This is a genomic window from Vagococcus carniphilus, from assembly GCF_014397115.1.
GTDB classification, from domain to species: domain Bacteria; phylum Bacillota; class Bacilli; order Lactobacillales; family Vagococcaceae; genus Vagococcus; species Vagococcus carniphilus.
This window is the reverse complement of record NZ_CP060720.1, coordinates 1,403,497-1,419,247: the sequence shown is the minus strand read 5'-3', so window position 1 is coordinate 1,419,247 and position 15,751 is coordinate 1,403,497. Positions and strand designations below refer to the sequence as shown.

The 15,751-nt window shown below is 33.5% G+C and carries 13 protein-coding genes; 4 read left to right on the top strand and 9 right to left on the bottom strand.

The window, feature by feature from the left end; translation table 11 throughout:
• Positions 1-6: 6 nt before the first annotated feature.
• Entirely contained in the window at positions 7-924 is a 918-nt protein-coding gene (gene truB / locus H9L18_RS07015) for a tRNA pseudouridine(55) synthase TruB (RefSeq protein ID WP_126791494.1), read from the bottom strand.
• 238 nt (positions 925-1,162) lie between these two features.
• Here truB and H9L18_RS07010 point away from each other — a divergent pair, with 238 nt between their 5' ends.
• Positions 1,163-1,987 carry a transporter substrate-binding domain-containing protein gene (locus H9L18_RS07010; protein WP_126791496.1) on the top strand — a complete coding sequence of 275 codons (825 nt, stop codon included), beginning with the start codon at positions 1,163-1,165 and terminating at the stop codon, positions 1,985-1,987.
• A gap of 4 nt (positions 1,988-1,991) precedes the next feature.
• Positions 1,992-2,645 (top strand): amino acid ABC transporter permease, encoded by a 654-nt coding sequence (locus tag H9L18_RS07005; RefSeq protein ID WP_126791498.1) that lies wholly within the window; start codon positions 1,992-1,994, stop codon positions 2,643-2,645.
• A 63-nt stretch (positions 2,646-2,708) separates the two neighbouring features.
• Here the strand turns inward: H9L18_RS07005 and H9L18_RS07000 are convergent, their stop codons facing one another.
• On the bottom strand, positions 2,709-3,671 hold the full coding sequence (locus H9L18_RS07000) for a Gfo/Idh/MocA family protein (protein WP_126791500.1): 963 nt from the start codon (positions 3,669-3,671) through the stop codon (positions 2,709-2,711).
• 185 nt (positions 3,672-3,856) lie between these two features.
• On the opposite strand from H9L18_RS07000, the gene H9L18_RS06995 reads away from it, so the two are divergent.
• Positions 3,857-5,284 (top strand): AcpB/EbpR/MafR family transcriptional regulator, encoded by a 1,428-nt coding sequence (locus H9L18_RS06995; protein ID WP_126791502.1) that lies wholly within the window; start codon positions 3,857-3,859, stop codon positions 5,282-5,284.
• Between the two features lie 33 nt (positions 5,285-5,317).
• On the opposite strand, the gene rbfA is transcribed toward H9L18_RS06995, so the two are convergent.
• Genes rbfA through rimP form a run of 6 tightly spaced genes read right to left on the bottom strand, consistent with a single transcriptional unit; the run spans position 5,318 to position 10,322 of the window.
• Complete coding sequence (gene rbfA / locus H9L18_RS06990) at positions 5,318-5,671, bottom strand: 30S ribosome-binding factor RbfA (protein WP_126791504.1); 354 nt, start codon at positions 5,669-5,671, stop codon at positions 5,318-5,320.
• A gap of 25 nt (positions 5,672-5,696) precedes the next feature.
• Positions 5,697-8,051: a translation initiation factor IF-2 gene (gene infB / locus H9L18_RS06985; protein ID WP_126791507.1), complete on the bottom strand. Its 2,355-nt coding sequence runs from the start codon at positions 8,049-8,051 to the stop codon at positions 5,697-5,699.
• 12 nt (positions 8,052-8,063) lie between these two features.
• Positions 8,064-8,372: a YlxQ-related RNA-binding protein gene (locus H9L18_RS06980; protein ID WP_126791510.1), complete on the bottom strand. Its 309-nt coding sequence runs from the start codon at positions 8,370-8,372 to the stop codon at positions 8,064-8,066.
• The gene (gene rnpM / locus H9L18_RS06975) at positions 8,362-8,661 is read right to left on the bottom strand and encodes an RNase P modulator RnpM (RefSeq protein WP_126791512.1); all 300 of its coding nucleotides are present in this window, start codon (positions 8,659-8,661) and stop codon (positions 8,362-8,364) included. The genes H9L18_RS06980 and rnpM overlap by 11 nt, the downstream gene beginning before the upstream one ends.
• A 19-nt stretch (positions 8,662-8,680) precedes the next feature.
• Complete coding sequence (nusA, locus tag H9L18_RS06970; RefSeq protein WP_126791514.1) at positions 8,681-9,826, bottom strand: transcription termination factor NusA; 1,146 nt, start codon at positions 9,824-9,826, stop codon at positions 8,681-8,683.
• 22 nt (positions 9,827-9,848) lie between these two features.
• Positions 9,849-10,322 (bottom strand): ribosome maturation factor RimP, encoded by a 474-nt coding sequence (rimP, locus tag H9L18_RS06965; protein ID WP_126791516.1) that lies wholly within the window; start codon positions 10,320-10,322, stop codon positions 9,849-9,851.
• A 220-nt stretch (positions 10,323-10,542) separates the two neighbouring features.
• Between rimP and H9L18_RS06960 the strand changes: the two genes are divergently transcribed.
• Positions 10,543-11,364, top strand: coding sequence for a metallophosphoesterase (locus H9L18_RS06960; protein ID WP_126791518.1), 822 nt, complete (start codon positions 10,543-10,545; stop codon positions 11,362-11,364).
• Positions 11,365-11,406: 42 nt separating this feature from the next.
• On the opposite strand, the gene H9L18_RS06955 is transcribed toward H9L18_RS06960, so the two are convergent.
• Positions 11,407-15,741, bottom strand: a complete 4,335-nt coding sequence (locus H9L18_RS06955) for a PolC-type DNA polymerase III (RefSeq protein ID WP_126791520.1) — start codon at positions 15,739-15,741, stop codon at positions 11,407-11,409.
• Positions 15,742-15,751: the final 10 nt, after the last annotated feature.

Below are 15,751 nucleotides of genomic sequence, written 5' to 3'. Positions count from 1 at the left end.
TCCCCTTTAATCATTTCGTAAGACTTTAATTGGTTTTAACATACCCTCTTTATAAGGATGCTCCCCATAAATACTAACAACTTTTTCCTGATAAAACAAAGCAATTGGCTCAGTAACCACAATATTTTCAAAAAAAGACGTTGGAACGACTGAACCGTTTCGAATGACTTGGTACATTTCCTTTGTTAATTCAACTTTTGGAAAATCCTTAACGCCTCTTTCAACTGGATATAAAAATTCTGACTCTCTTTCTAAATCCATTAACAAAGCTATTTCCTCAAGAGTGAAGCACTCTTCTTTTGTAAATCCACCACTTTTAATTCGTGTTAGATTTGACATATGTGATGCAACATTTAAATTTTTGCCTGTATCAACTGCTAAAGTTCTAACATAAGTTCCTTTACCACAGTCCACTGTGAACTCCCACTTCATCAATTGATTTTCTTTATCATATTCTGGTAAAGTTGTTCTCTCATATGAATAAATCATAGCTTTTCTTTGTGGTCGCTCAACTTCTTCATCATTTCTAGCATATTCATACAATCTCTTACCATTAACTTTTACAGCAGAATACATTGGTGGTATTTGAGTGATTTCTCCAACCAATTGCCTCATCGCCTCATCAACCATTTCTGTTTCAATCTCTGAAGTAATAGGTGTTCTTTCTACAATTTCTCCACTAGCGTCTTCTGTTTCAGTTGAGAAGCCTAGTGTTATTTCTCCCATATAGATTTTATTTGAATCCTGGATGTATTCTATTACTTTAGTTCCTTTACCAATACAAATAGGTAAAACACCATCTACATCAGGATCTAATGTACCACTATGTCCTACTTTTTTCATTTTCAAAATTTTTCTTAATTTAAATACGCAGTCATGACTTGTCATACCACGCGGTTTCCAAACAGGAATAATTCCTTCCATATTCATGCTCCAATCTTTAAATATACTTTGATATTATAACATATTTTCAGTCATTCATAGAACTACAATAAAACTCTTAAAAAACAATTTTGTCTGTATTTTCAATTAAACAAAGAGCAAAATCAAGCTTTTACCTTGCTCACTCATTTACTTGTTATCAAAAAGTTTCTAAACAACCTAAATTTGACTATAATCGAAGCGGATTAAAAATTATTGTTTCGAAAGGAAAGAAATAGAGATGAAGAAAAAAGGATTTTTAGGGACTTTACTAGCAGTTGGATTGATTGCTTTAATGGGATGTACATCAAAGAATGAGCAGTCAGTAGATGATAAAAAGGAATGGGTTGTAGCTACATCTGGTACACTATTTCCATCATCTTATTATAATGATGACAATAAGTTAACTGGCTATGATATTGAAGTTGTTAAAGAGATTGCCAATCGAATGGATAAAAAAGTGACTTTTAAAGAACTAAACGTTGATGGAATGCTTGCTTCTATCCAAAATAATTCTGTTGATTTTGCAGCAAATGATTTTTCTTTAAGTGATAGTCGAAAAGATAAGTTTCTAATATCTGAACCTATTAAATATTCATTTGGTAGTATGATTGTCAGAAAATCAGACCAATCAGGAATTAAAAAATTGGAAGATTTGAAAGATAAAAAGGCAGCTGGTGAAGCGACGACAAGTTATATGAAAATAGCAGAAAAGTACGGAGCTGAGTTAATCAGTTATGATAATGCCACCAACGATCAATATTTAACTGATGTCGCTAATGGAAGAACTGATGTGATTCTAAATGACTATTACTTACAAAAAATGTCAGTAAACGCTCTACCCGATATTCCTGTTATGATTTTAAAAGATGTTTACTTTAATCCATCAGAAAGTGGCTTACTATTCAACAAAAAAAATCAAGAGTTAAAAGAAGAGATAGATAAAACAATTAAAGAAATGAAAAAAGACGGCACAATGAAAAAAATATCTGAAGATTTCTTTGGCGAAGATGTATCAAAAAAAGTTGATATTCCGACAGTCGAGTCTGTTTCTGTAGAAGAGTAAGTTTATGTACTTTCCAACAATTGATATTTCATTAATCATTGAATCCTTTCCTTTTGTTTTAAAAGGACTTCCTTTTACATTAGTGATTAGCATTGCTTCATTCATTATTGGCAATGTCCTAGGGATTCTACTCACGTCTATTGGTTTACTTGACATTCCGATTATTAAATATGTCATTCAATTTTATTTATCTTTTTTAAGAGGAACACCGGCTCTTGTTTTACTTTTTATTTTGTATTTTGGACTTCCTATTCAACTAGATCCTGTACATGCTGCTATCATTTGTTTCTCACTAACCAGCAGTGCTTTTTTAGCAGAAATTTATCGCGGAGCTATTTTAGGAATCGACTTCGGTCAGTGGGAGGCGTCAAAAGCTCTAGGTTTATCTTACTGGGCAACCATGAAAGATATTGTTTTACCCCAAGCTTTTCGAATTGCCATCCCTTCATTAAGTAACGTTGCTATGGATATTGTAAAAGGTTCTTCTTTAGCCGCAATGATTACTGTACCAGATATTTTTCAAAAAGCTAAAATAGTTGGTGGTCGAGAATTTGATTATATGACGATGTATGTATTAGTTGCTTTTATTTACTGGGGAATTTGTTTAGTCATTAATTTTTTACAAAAACGCCTAGAAGAAAAATTGACTTATTATTAAAAAGAATAGATTCTTTTGCTAAAAAAGGCTTGTGATCATTGTAATCACAAGCCTTTTTTTCTATTAATCTTGTAAGTAATCCCAAGACTCTCGCATCTCATCCATTAAGCAAATAACTCGCTCAGTGACCTCTCTTAAATCTTCTGTATCAATTTCACCCTTAGCATATTGATTAACTCGGTCCATCTCGTAAGTGAACACATCATGTCCTGTTCCTTGATCAATGATTTCAACTTGTCCATCATTGTAAAAAATTTGCCCCTTTTCAGCTCTTGGAAAATCATCAATCAAAAGATAGCCTTTATCTCCAGTTAAAATAATTTGTTTTGGCATTTTTCCTCTAAAAGAAATCATAACACTCGCTTGAACATCATCTGCATTTTTTAATAGCGTCATCGACTTTTCATCAACGCCAGATTCACTCAAAGAAACATCTGTAGCAATCAATTCTAAGCTAGTATTAAGAAGGTATACAGCCGCTGATAAAGCATATGTTCCAATGTCAAAAAGAGCTCCGCCACCTTTCTCAAGAGAAAAGAAACGATTATTAGGATCATATTCTTTACAACTACCAAATGTTATATTCGCATTGCTCAATTTACCTAGCTTGTTATTTTTTAATAATTGTTGAACTGTCGAGTACATCGGCATATAAAATAAAGTTACTGCCTCTAATAGCACTAAGTTCTTTTCTTTAGCAACAGCAAATAATTTCTTTGCTTCTTCACCCTTCATCACCATAACTTTCTCACATAGAACATGTTTTCCGGCCTGAAGTGCTTTTAAAGCAAACTCATAATGAGTTTGGTTAGGAGTTGCTATGTAGACACAGTCGATTTTATCATTTGCTAAAAACTCTTCATAATTAGTTGTCTTATGAGGGATTTTATGAGTTTCAGTAAACGTTTTAAGTGATGACTCTCTATGATTAAAAACAGAAACAATTTGATATTTGTCTTGATTAATTTGAGAGACAAACTGACCTGCAATGTCTCCAGTTCCTACTACACCAATTTTGTTTATCATTTGAATCCTCCTAACTTTTGCTTTTATTTTAACACAATGATTGAGTCGTATCGATTTTTAAGGTCTCAATCTCTTTCACTGTCTAAAAAAAGTTAAATATGTTATTTTAAATGTAGCAAATTAACGAATTATTGTCACTTGATTGACAATCATAATATATTCACATAGAAAGAAGCGTGAAATGGGTGATATCGATTATTGATATTTCTTCCAAAAGAATCATTAAAATCCTACAATTATTTTTGCAAAATCAAGATTGGTTAACAGTGAAACAGATTGCTAGTGAACTTAATGTTTCAGAAAAAACAATTAATGATGACCTGAAATTGATCAAAGATAATTGGGAATCTACTATCAGTTTGACATCTTCCTTTACTCAAGGGATGAAAGCAACTAATTTGTCAGTTAGTAACCTAATTGACATCCAATCTGAAATTCTATTATCTTCTGTTTCAATCAAATTTATTAAAGCTTTATTTTATTATCCAAACGAACATTTAAATGTTTACGCTGATAAGTTGCATGTCAGCAGATCCACTCTTTATCGCTATTTGCCACATATCAATCAGTATCTTAATCAATACTCTATTGATATTAAATCTGATCATTCATCTTATCAAGTTGTTGCTAAAGATGAATTAAAACTCAGACGCTTTTTTTCGATTTTTCTATTTGAATTATCTGGCTACAATCTGAAACGATTTATTCCTAAAGAAGAGCTAGATTTCTTTCATCATCGAGTGAAGAAAATCTATCTTGATCATAATGAACCTCTAGCAGACATTCAATTACCAGTCTATGCTTCTTATTATTTTGTTTCATTAAAACGGGAAGAACAAGGATTTCACCATCATAGAAAAAATTATTTTATTGGCCAAACAACAAGCTTTGATGAAGAAGAAAAAGAATTTATCTCTCAACATTTTAACCACTTAACTTTAAAAAATTTAATAGAAGTTGAAAAAGCCATTTTGTCTTTTAGAAGCTCTCTAAATAGTCATTACGATGAGAAAATAACTGAAACAATTTCTTTTAAAATAAATGAATTCCTCTCAGAATTTTACTTAGATATAGACAACTTAGAAGAAAATTATTTAGCCGTTTCATTAAGCGATTTGTACATTAATGAAAAATATATCAATATTCCTTATTATTTATTTACGAATCGTTTTACTTATTTTGCTCATCAAACTTCTATACAAAATAGAGCAACTTATGACAAAATTCTGCGGTTTACTGAAGAATTATCCAAGGAAATAAATGTCGATTTTAATAAGCATTTGGATTTCATTATTTATCTCCTAATTACTAGTCAACCAGAACTGATTCAAACACAATTTCAGAAAAAAACTTTAGTTATAAGTAATAACTCGCAAAAGCATGCTGAATTCTTAAGTAGCATTATCCAAACAAAAATGAATATTGCACCACATTACTTTAATGATATTAACAGCATTGCAAAAAGAGATATGCCTCTTTATGACCTTGATTCTTTCGATTTGGTCATTACCAATTCAGTAGAGGTTAATCAACAAGTAGACTCACTTTTAATGAATGATTTTCCAACTGAACAAAATATTCAAGAATTAGAAATTCTAATAAAAAAAGGCTAGAAATTGGATTTACTCAATTTCTAGCCTTTTTATTTAATAGTCGTTTTTATTTAACCCTCTGATCAAATCATCGATATGATTACCATATGCGACTGAGCTGTCTAGTTCAAATAACAACTCAGGGGTTTTATAAATTTGCAAACGATGTCCTAATTCACGACGAATTAGACCACTTGCTTTTTCTAAGCCTTGTTGCACTTTTTCTTTTTCTGAAGCCTTATCTCCTAAAGAACTATAATAAATAGTTGCTTGTTGTAAATCTCCCGTCACTCTTACCTCAGTAATTGTCACGTTTTCAACACGAGGATCTCTTACTTTTTTTTGTAAGATATCATTAACTTCTCTTAGTATTTCTTGAGCTACTCGGCGGTCACGATAGTTTGCCATCGTACACACTCCTCTTTTGTGATGTTTATTTTCTTTCTAATTCTTCCATAACGAAGCCTTCAATAACGTCATCAACTTTCACATCGTTATATCCTTCAATGGTTGCACCACATTCAAATCCCATTTTAACTTCTTTAGCATCATCTTTGAAACGTTTTAAGCTTGCTAAAGTACCTTCATGAATAACAATACCATCTCTGATTAAACGAATGCCACTTTCACGACGGATAAATCCTTCTGTTACATAACAACCAGCAATTGTTCCAACTTTAGAAACATTGATTGTTTCACGAACAGTCATTTGACCAGTAATTTTTTCAACAAATTCAGGATCTAACATACCTTTCATTGCTGTTTCAATTTCTTCGATCACTTTATAAATAATTCTATGTAAACGAATATCTACTTCTTCTTGTTCAGCTTGAACTCTTGCTTGAGTAGTTGGTCGAACGTTAAATCCAATAATAATCGCATTACTTGCTGAAGCTAAAGTAATATCACTTTCACTAATTGCACCTACTGCAGAATGGACGATTTTAACACGTACACCTTCTACATCGATTTTGTTCAAACTAGCTGCTAATGCTTCTGCAGAACCTTGAACGTCAGCTTTAATAATAACGTTAACTTCTTTCATTTCGCCATCTTTAAGACTTTCGAATAAGTTATCTAAAGTCACACGAGAGCTAACTTGACGTTGTTCTAATAAAGCACGCTTAGCTCTTTCTTCACCAGCTGAACGAGCAGTTTTTTCGTCTTCAAAAGTTACAAAACGATCCCCTGCTTGAGGGACATCATTTAAACCAGTGATTTCTACTGGAGATGCTGGTCCTGCTTCTTTATCACGACGACCAATATCATTTGTCATAACACGTACACGACCGTGTGTATTACCAACAACGATTGGATCTCCTACATGTAGAGTTCCTTGTTGTACTAATAATGTTACAATAGGTCCTTTGCTCTTATCTAAACGAGCTTCAATAACCGTACCAATCGCGCGTTGCGTTGGGTCAGCTTTTAAATCTTCTACTTCAGAAACAAGTAAGACCATTTCTAATAATTCATCAATATTGTCACCAAATTTAGCTGAGATTGGAACGAAAATAGTATCGCCACCCCAAGCTTCTGGAATTAGTCCATGTTCACTTAATTCTTGCATTACGCGATCAGGATTTGCAGTTGGTTTATCAATTTTGTTAACAGCTACGATAATTGGTACTTCAGCCGCTTTGGCATGGTTAATTGCTTCAACTGTTTGAGGCATAACACCATCATCAGCAGCAACCACTAAAATAGTGATATCTGTAATACTAGCTCCACGAGCACGCATACTTGTAAACGCCGCATGTCCTGGTGTATCCAAGAAAGTGATTGGTTTGCCATCAGCTTGAATTTGGTAAGCACCAATATGTTGCGTAATTCCACCGGCTTCACCTAATGATACTTTTGTATTTCTTAAAGTATCTAAAAGTGTTGTTTTACCATGGTCAACGTGTCCCATGATTGTAACAACTGGCGGTCTTGTTACTAAATTATCTTCATTTACAGCATCACCTTCGAAGAATTTATCAATATCAGCCACATCTTCTTGAACTTTTTCTTCTGGTGTAATACCATAATCTGTTGCAAGAATTTCAATTGTATCTTTGTCTAATGGTTGATTTTGGTTAACCATTACACCTAACATGAATAATTTTTTGATAATTTCAGCTGGTTCACGATAGATTTTTTTAGCAATGTCAGCCACGTTCATTCCTTCAGTGTATACTAACACTTCTGGTAATTCTTTAAACTTACGTGCTGGTACAGCAGGCTTAGTTGATGGTTGATATTTCCCTTTTTTACCTTTTCTATTTTTCTTGTTGAAACGGTTATTAGGGTTTTGGTAACCACCTTGATTACGACCTCTGTTACCACCTTTGTTAAAGTTGTTGTTGTTTCCTTGGCCTTGATTTTGAGTTTTATTTTGGTCATTCTTTTGATTTGAATGTTGTTGTGATTGGTTGTTACTTGTTTTTTGTTGCGGTTTATTGCTTGGTTTGTTAGTCGAATTATTATTCGGCTTATTACCTGAGTTATTATTTGGGCGATTTTGTTGTCCTTGTTTATTCACACGATTTTCCTTACTATTTGGTTTATTTTCTACTTTTGTAGAATGAGTCTTCTCCTGTTTTTTTGCTTCTGGTTTTGGAGAGATTTTTTCTTTTACTTCTTTTTGTTTATTCGAAATAGATTGTTTAAGTTTAGAAATATCTGAGTCTGTTAAACTACTCATATGATTTTTTACATCCATTCCCATTGAATGAGCTTTCTCGACGATATTTTTACTTGAAATATCAAGTTCTTTTGCAAGTTCATATACACGTTTCTTACTCATCAAATCACCATCCTATTCTACTGTCATTAGTTCACGCATCTTCCTAGAAAAACCATTATCAGACACACCAATAATCGCTCGGCTCTTACCAATTGCATGGCTTAACTCTGCTTTGGTACATGAAACAAGAATGGGTGTTTCATAATAGTTACATTTATCTTTCATTTTTTTTATCGTTGCTTCACTAGCATCAGTTGCGACAATAACAAGACTAACACTATTTTTTCTAACAGCATTAACAGTCGTTTCATCACCTGATACTAATTTACCTGCTTTGGTCGCTAGACCCAGTAAATTTAAAAATTTATCTTTATTTGTCATTAGAAAATAACTCTCTTCTCGCTTTTTGGTGAGTTACATAATCCAATAACTCTTGGTAAAAGTCATCAGTTAAGCTAGTATTTAAAATCCGATCTAAGGTTTTATTGTCCCAACTCAACTGAACCACTTCAGGCTCAATAGAGAGATAGGCACCTCTTCCAGCTAGCTTACCTGTTGGATCGATTGAAACTTCCCCTTCTTTAGAACGAACAATTCTTATCATTTCCTTTTTAGGTTTCATCTCATTGGATACAACACATTTTCTCATTGGAATTTTTCTTGTTTTCATCTATTTTCGCCTCCCAATCTTACTCTTTTGTTTCTTCTACTTCTTCAGTTATAACAGCTTCTTCGATAACTTCTTCAAGAATATCATTTCCTTCAGTCTCTAAATCAGCTACGTCTTCTTCAGTTTCTAAAGCTTCCATTTCTGATTCAGGTTTAATATCGATTTTGAAACCTGTTAATTTTGCTGCTAAACGAGCATTTTGTCCACGTTTACCAATCGCTAATGATAGTTGGAAATCAGGTACAACTACCGTACAAGCTCTTTGTGTTTCATCAAAGATAACATCAACAACTTGTGCTGGATTTAATGCGTTTGAAATAAAGACAGCTGGGTCTTCATCCCATTCAACAATATCCATATTTTCCCCTTTTAATTCATTAACAATGGCTTGAACACGTTGTCCTTTAGGTCCAACACATGTTCCAACTGGATCAATATCTTTGTTTTCTGAACGTACCGCTACTTTAGCTCTATCTCCTGCTTCACGAGCGATACTAACAATTTCTACTTCTCCATCATAAACTTCTGGAATTTCTTGTTCAAACAAACGTTTTAATAAATCTGGATGGCTACGACTTACATAAACTTGAGGACCTTTTGATGTGTTTTCAACTTTATGAATGTATACTTTGATACGATCGTGTGGTTGATATACTTCATTAGGGATTTGGTCATGTTTTGATAATACCGCTTCAATTTTACCTAAATTAACGTAAATATAGCGGTTATCTTGTCTTTCTACGATTCCTTGCATGATTTCATTTTCATAGGCACTAAATTCGTTATAAATAATTGAGCGCTCAGCTTCTCTAACACGTTGTAAAATAACTTGTTTAGCTGTTTGAGCTGCAATTCTACCAAAATCTTTTGGTGTTACTTCAAAACGAATCATATCGCCAATTTCGTAAGCTTGATTAACTTTTTGAGCTTCTTTCAAACTAACTTCTAATTGTGAGTCCATTACTTCCTCAGTTACTTCTTTAACTGAAAAAATATGCACATCACCTTTTTTTTCATTGAATTCTACTTCAACGTTTTGAGCTTGTCCGTAGTGACGTTTATATGCTGAAATCATTGCTGCTTCTAAAGCTTCGATTACGATTGCTTTAGAAATGCCTTTTTCTCGTTCAAGAGCGTCTAATGCGCCTAACATTTCCTTGTTCATGATTCTTTCTTAACCTCCGTTATTAAAATTGAATGGCCAATCTTGCTTTGGCTATATTTTTACGTTCAAATTCCATTGTTTTTTCTTGTGTTTTTATTTTTACACGTAATGTTAATGTTTCTTTATCAAGTTTTTCTAAGAAACCTTGGTATTGTTTCTCACCATTAACAGCCTGATAAAAAGAAATATTAATATATTCACCGATGGCTTGTTCGTAATCTGCTTCTTTCTTTAAAGGGCGCTCTGCTCCAGGAGAAGAGACTTCTAAAAAATACGCTTGTGGAATCGGGTCTGGTTCAACTGTATCAAGTTTTTCACCTAATTTTTCACTGACAAGGGCACACTCATTTATATCAATGCCACCTTCTTTATCAATAAATACACGTAAAAACCAATTTTTCCCTTCTTTTACATACTCAATATCAACTAATTCAAATGTTAATTCATCAAGAATTGGATTTACTAAGTCTGTAACGATATCAACAACGTTTGCCAATTAATATTCGCCTCCTTTAAAGTTTTTAAGAATTTCATCAAAAAGAGTGAGCGCCTAGACGCTCACTCCTCCACACTTATCTTACAGGACTATTCTATCATGTTTTTCTAAAAAAAACAAATACACGACTATTGTTATTTAAGGTTTCATTAAGAATGTTATTTTTTAATTTTCCTTAACTTTTATTTGATATGCTTATTGCCATTGAGAGGTGTAATGAATGAAAGTAATAAAATCAGTATCAATCATGACTTTACTATTAGGTAGTGCCTTTGTTTTAGAAGGCTACCGAGAAAACAGACAATTAGACAAAGACTATTTTACTATTAAAAGCTCCAAAATAAATAATGCGAATGATTTCATTCGTGTCGGACATATTTCCGATACTCAATTTCCAAGGTTACGAGTTCCCATGAAAAAATTATTAACGTCTATTTCAAATGAAAAACCAGATATTCTTTTTTTCACAGGAGATACGATTGATCGAACTGAAAAATTAGATGAATCTGATTTACGTTTTTTCTTAAGTAAATTAACAAAAATCGCTCCCACTTACATTGTGACAGGAAATCATGAAGAAACAAATCCTGAATATGATAAATGGTTAGAGATCGTCAAACAAAGTGATGCTATTCTTTTAAAAAATGATTTTTTAGAAACGACTGTCAACCAACAAAAGATCAATATTGTTGGCTTAAGTAATAAACACGTTTCTATTTCAAAAGAAAAGATGACAAAAATGAATCAATCTTTAGAAACACTAATATTAGCTCATCATCCTGAAAAAATGGAAACTTATATGGAAAACTTTCCTAATACCAAAATTTCTGTTTTTAGTGGACATGCTCACGGAGGACAAGTTATCCTGCCCGTAGTTGGAGGACTCTATGCACCTGATCAAGGATTTTTACCTGAACATACAGATGGTCACTATGAAATGGATGGTAATCATCTATTTGTCAGTAGAGGACTTGCTAATAGTTCATTTCCAGCTAGAATTAACAACTATCCTCATTTGATATTTGTTGATATAAAAAAATAAAAGAATGATAGGCTGACTTGGAGGTTAGCCTATCATTCTTTTTTAAAGCATATCAAATAGTGACAATTGGTTTTCATCAGGTAAGTCTTTTAAAACACCATTTTCTGTCATATATTCAATCAATGTTTTCGAAACTTTACCACGATTTTGTAAGTCTTCTTTAGATAGAAATTTACTTTCCTCACGAGCAATTACAATTTGTTTAGCCACGTTTGTTCCCAAACTTGGAACAGATCGAAACGGTGCAATTAATGTATCACCTTCAATAATAAAGTTCTCAGCATCCGACTTATACAAATCAATCATGCTAAATTTAAATCCTCGCTCTAACATCTCATTAGCAAGTTCTAAAACAGTCAAAAGATTTTTTTCTTTTGTTGAGGCTTCCATTCCCTTATCCATAATTTCCTTCATTCGAGCTTTCGTCGCTTCTTTTCCTTGTGACATTGCCACAATATCAAAGTCATCTGCTCGAACACTGAAATACGCTGCATAATAAAGAATTGGGAAATGAACTTTAAAATAGGCTACCCGAAGTGCCATTAATACATAAGCTGCGGCATGGGCTTTAGGGAACATGTATTTAATTTTCAAACAAGAATCAATATACCATTCAGGTACATTATTATCTCTCATCTCTTTTTGCCAATCATCTGGAATTCCTTTACCCTTACGCACACTTTCCATAATCTTAAAGGCAATCCCATCTTCAAGTCCTGCATGCATTAAATAAACCATAATATCATCACGACAACCAATAACTTTAGCAAGTGTTGCCTCACCACGTTTGATTAATTCATCTGCATTTCCTAACCAAACATCAGTCCCATGAGATAAACCTGAAATTTGAAGTAACTCAGAAAATGTAGTCGGATGAGTTTGTTCCAACATGCCTCGTACAAATTTCGTTCCAAATTCTGGAATGCCAAGAGTCCCAGTTTTAGAGAAGATTTGATCTGGTTCAACACCTAAGACTTGTGGTCCTGCAAAAATTTTCATCACTTCTGGATCATCTGTCGGGATAGTCTTTGGATCGATTCCCGATAAATCTTGTAACATCCTAATAACGGTAGGATCATCGTGTCCAAGAATATCAAGTTTCAAGACATTATCATGAATTGAATGGAAGTCAAAGTGAGTTGTACGCCACTCTGCATTTTGATCATCTGCTGGGTACTGGATTGGTGTAAAATCATAAACATCCATATAATCAGGAATAACAATAATCCCGCCCGGATGCTGACCTGTTGTTCGTTTAACTCCTGTTGACCCTTTGGCTAGTCGATCAATCTCAGCTGCTCTAAAGTTATAATTATTATCGCGTTCATATCCTTTTACAAACCCGTAAGCTGTCTTATCTGCAACAGTACCAATCGTTCCCGCTTTATAGACATAATCCTCACCAAAAAGAACTTTAGTATAGTTATGTGCTGTAGATTGGTAAACACCTGAGAAGTTTAAATCGATATCGGGTACTTTATCTCCGTGGAAACCAAGGAAAGTCTCAAAAGGAATATCGTGCCCATCTTTAAACAATCGCTCTCCACAAGTTGGACATTCTTTTTCTGGTAAGTCAAACCCAGAACCATATGAACCATCCTCAAAAAACTCAGAATATTTACATTTAGGACAACGATAATGTGGAGGCAAAGGATTTACCTCAGTAATTCCTGTCATCGTCGCAACAAAGCTTGAACCAACAGATCCACGAGACCCTACTAAATAACCATCTTGAAGACTTTTATGCACTAGTTTTTGAGAAATTAAGTAAATAACCGAGAAACCATTCCCGTTGATACTCTTTAATTCTTTTTCAATTCGCTTCACAACGATATCTGGTAATTCTTCACCATATAACCTATGAGCTTCTGTGTAACTTAAGTTAGTAATTTCATCTTCAGAACCATCAATTTTAGGTGTGAATAAATCTTGTTTAACTGGAACAACTTCTTCAATCATATCAGCAATAAGTTGCGTATTTTCAACAACCACTTTTTGTGCCACATCTTTACCTAAAAATGAAAATTCATCTAACATTTCATTAGTTGTTCTAAATTGAACTTCTGGTAAAGAATAGCGATTTAAGGGATTAGCTCCTCCCATAGAATTAACTAAAATCTTACGATAAATACTATCTTCCTCATTAATGTAGTGAACATTACCTGTTGCAACAACTGGTTTATCCAAATCATTTCCGATTTTAACTAAATTTTGAATAATATCTTCCATATCTTCATTATTTTTTACTAATTCTGCTTCAATAAGAGGTGCATAAACTGGTTTAGGCATAATTTCAATGTAATCATAAAATTTTGCTCTTTTTTTAGCTTCATCTACCCCTTTTTGCATCATCGCTTCAAATATTTCACCTTTACTACAAGCTGACCCAATTAATAATCCTTCTCGATACTCAGACAACTTAGAACGAGGGATCCTTGGAACTCGGTAATAATAGTTAACATTGGCCATCGAAATTAATTTAAAAAGATTTTTTAACCCTTCTTGCGTTTGAGCTAAAATAGTTACATGGAATGGACGTGCTCGTTTATAAGCATCTCCTTCACCGATATGCTGGTTAAATTCATCGTGATATTCGACACCAAAATCTTCTTTTGCTTTTTTGACAAAAATCCAACATAAATGCCCAGTTGCTTCGGAATCGTATACCGCACGGTGATGTTGTTCTAAATTAATGTTATATTTTTTGGACAACGTATTTAATCGGTGGGATTTCATTTCTGGATGTAGCAAACGAGATAGCTCTAATGTATCAATAACTGGATTAGGAGCTTCTGGCATATCATATTTTTCATAACTCGTATTTAAGAATCCCATATCAAAACTGGCATTATGGGCTACTAAAATATCATCTCCGCAGAATTCTCTAAATAAATTCAATACTTCTTTTTCTGACTTAGAGCCTCTTACCATTTCATCAGTAATACCTGTTAAATTAATGGTTGTTTGTGACAGCGGATGACCTGGATCAATAAACTCTTCAAAGGTTTCGACAACGTTTCCTTTATGCATTTTTACTGCGGCTAATTCAATGATTGTATCATAAACAGCTGAGAGTCCTGTTGTCTCAACGTCAAAAACAATGTAATGAGCATCTGATAAAGAAACATGTTTAGGGTTGTAAGCAATCGGAACACCATCATCAACCACATTAGCTTCAAGACCAAATATGACTTTCACACCATTTTTTTGCCCTGCATGATACGCGTCTGGAAAAGCCTGTGCTCCGGCATGATCCGTAATAGCAATGGCAGGCATTCCCCACTGACCAGCTTGAGCAACAAGTGCATCTGCACTAGCGACCGCATCCATCATACTCATATTGGTATGAGTATGTAGCTCAACTCTCTTTTGGCCATCTTCTGATTTATCCTTACGAGGAGCATGTTTAACCTCCACTAAATCTTGACAATTCATCACTAAATCTCTCATGAAAGTATCTTCCTGAATACTACCTCTTACCTTTACCCAAGAGCCTTCCTTGATTGCTTCAAAGACTGCTACATCTTTTTCATTATTCGAAAACTTTTTAACTGAAAAAGATGACGTATAATCTGTCATTTTGATAATTAATATCTTTCTTCCGGAACGTAAATCACGAACTTCTTTAGAAAATACATAACCTTCTAAAGTGACGCGTCTTTCTTCTTCAAAAATATGTCCCATAGGTGTAATAACTTCATCGGCTGGAATAGATCTGCCTAATTGAATTGGCCCTGATAAAGGAGCCACATCTTTTTTAACTTTTTGTTGTTGTTCATTTTTTTCAATTGCTTGAGCTGCTTGTTTCATTAGTTGCTCTGTCTGCTCTTGTTGTCTCATATCAAAAGCTTGCTTGATTTCCTCTGCTTTTTTCTCATCCATTTTTGGCTGAAATTGGAACTTAGAAAAACCAAATTTTTGATAACTTGAGACAATAAAAGAAGCATATTGCTGATTAATGTAATCAATCATTCCTTCATTTTCAACTAATAATGTTACTCGGTTATCTTCAATAAAAGGAACTTGTTTAGTCAACCGTTGTGCTACAACTGGCGACACACAGTTTTCATCCTTTAAAACTTCTAACCAATAATCTTGAACTAATTTCTCATCATAAGTACTATCTACTGATGAAATATTTAATTTAACTTTTGCAATATCTTGAAAAGCAAGCGTTAGCCTATTTGAAAAATCTTGATATAAAGAAAAGGGTAAGATGGTTGAAAATAGAAAATGAAATTCCCAAATTCTACTTTTTTTATGTACAGTTACTTCTTTAATTTCACCTGTACTCAAGACGTCTGACGTTGATTCATCAGGTGTCATCTCAATTTGTTTTAATAATTGTTGAAACAATTCTGTTGGATTTATTGGCATACCTTACTCC

Excerpts from the sequence above, each read along its gene's own strand:
- truB (WP_126791494.1), bottom strand. The coding sequence starts at position 924 with ATGGAAGGAATTATTCCTGTTTGGAAACCGCGTGGTATGACAAGTCAT.
- H9L18_RS07010 (WP_126791496.1), top strand. The coding sequence starts at position 1,163 with ATGAAGAAAAAAGGATTTTTAGGGACTTTACTAGCAGTTGGATTGATT.
- H9L18_RS07005 (WP_126791498.1), top strand. The coding sequence starts at position 1,992 with ATGTACTTTCCAACAATTGATATTTCATTAATCATTGAATCCTTTCCT.
- H9L18_RS07000 (WP_126791500.1), bottom strand. The coding sequence starts at position 3,671 with ATGATAAACAAAATTGGTGTAGTAGGAACTGGAGACATTGCAGGTCAG.
- rbfA (WP_126791504.1), bottom strand. The coding sequence starts at position 5,671 with ATGGCAAACTATCGTGACCGCCGAGTAGCTCAAGAAATACTAAGAGAA.
- infB (WP_126791507.1), bottom strand. The coding sequence starts at position 8,051 with ATGAGTAAGAAACGTGTATATGAACTTGCAAAAGAACTTGATATTTCA.
- H9L18_RS06980 (WP_126791510.1), bottom strand. The coding sequence starts at position 8,372 with ATGACAAATAAAGATAAATTTTTAAATTTACTGGGTCTAGCGACCAAA.
- rnpM (WP_126791512.1), bottom strand. The coding sequence starts at position 8,661 with ATGAAAACAAGAAAAATTCCAATGAGAAAATGTGTTGTATCCAATGAG.
- nusA (WP_126791514.1), bottom strand. The coding sequence starts at position 9,826 with ATGAACAAGGAAATGTTAGGCGCATTAGACGCTCTTGAACGAGAAAAA.
- H9L18_RS06960 (WP_126791518.1), top strand. The coding sequence starts at position 10,543 with ATGAAAGTAATAAAATCAGTATCAATCATGACTTTACTATTAGGTAGT.
- H9L18_RS06955 (WP_126791520.1), bottom strand. The coding sequence starts at position 15,741 with ATGCCAATAAATCCAACAGAATTGTTTCAACAATTATTAAAACAAATT.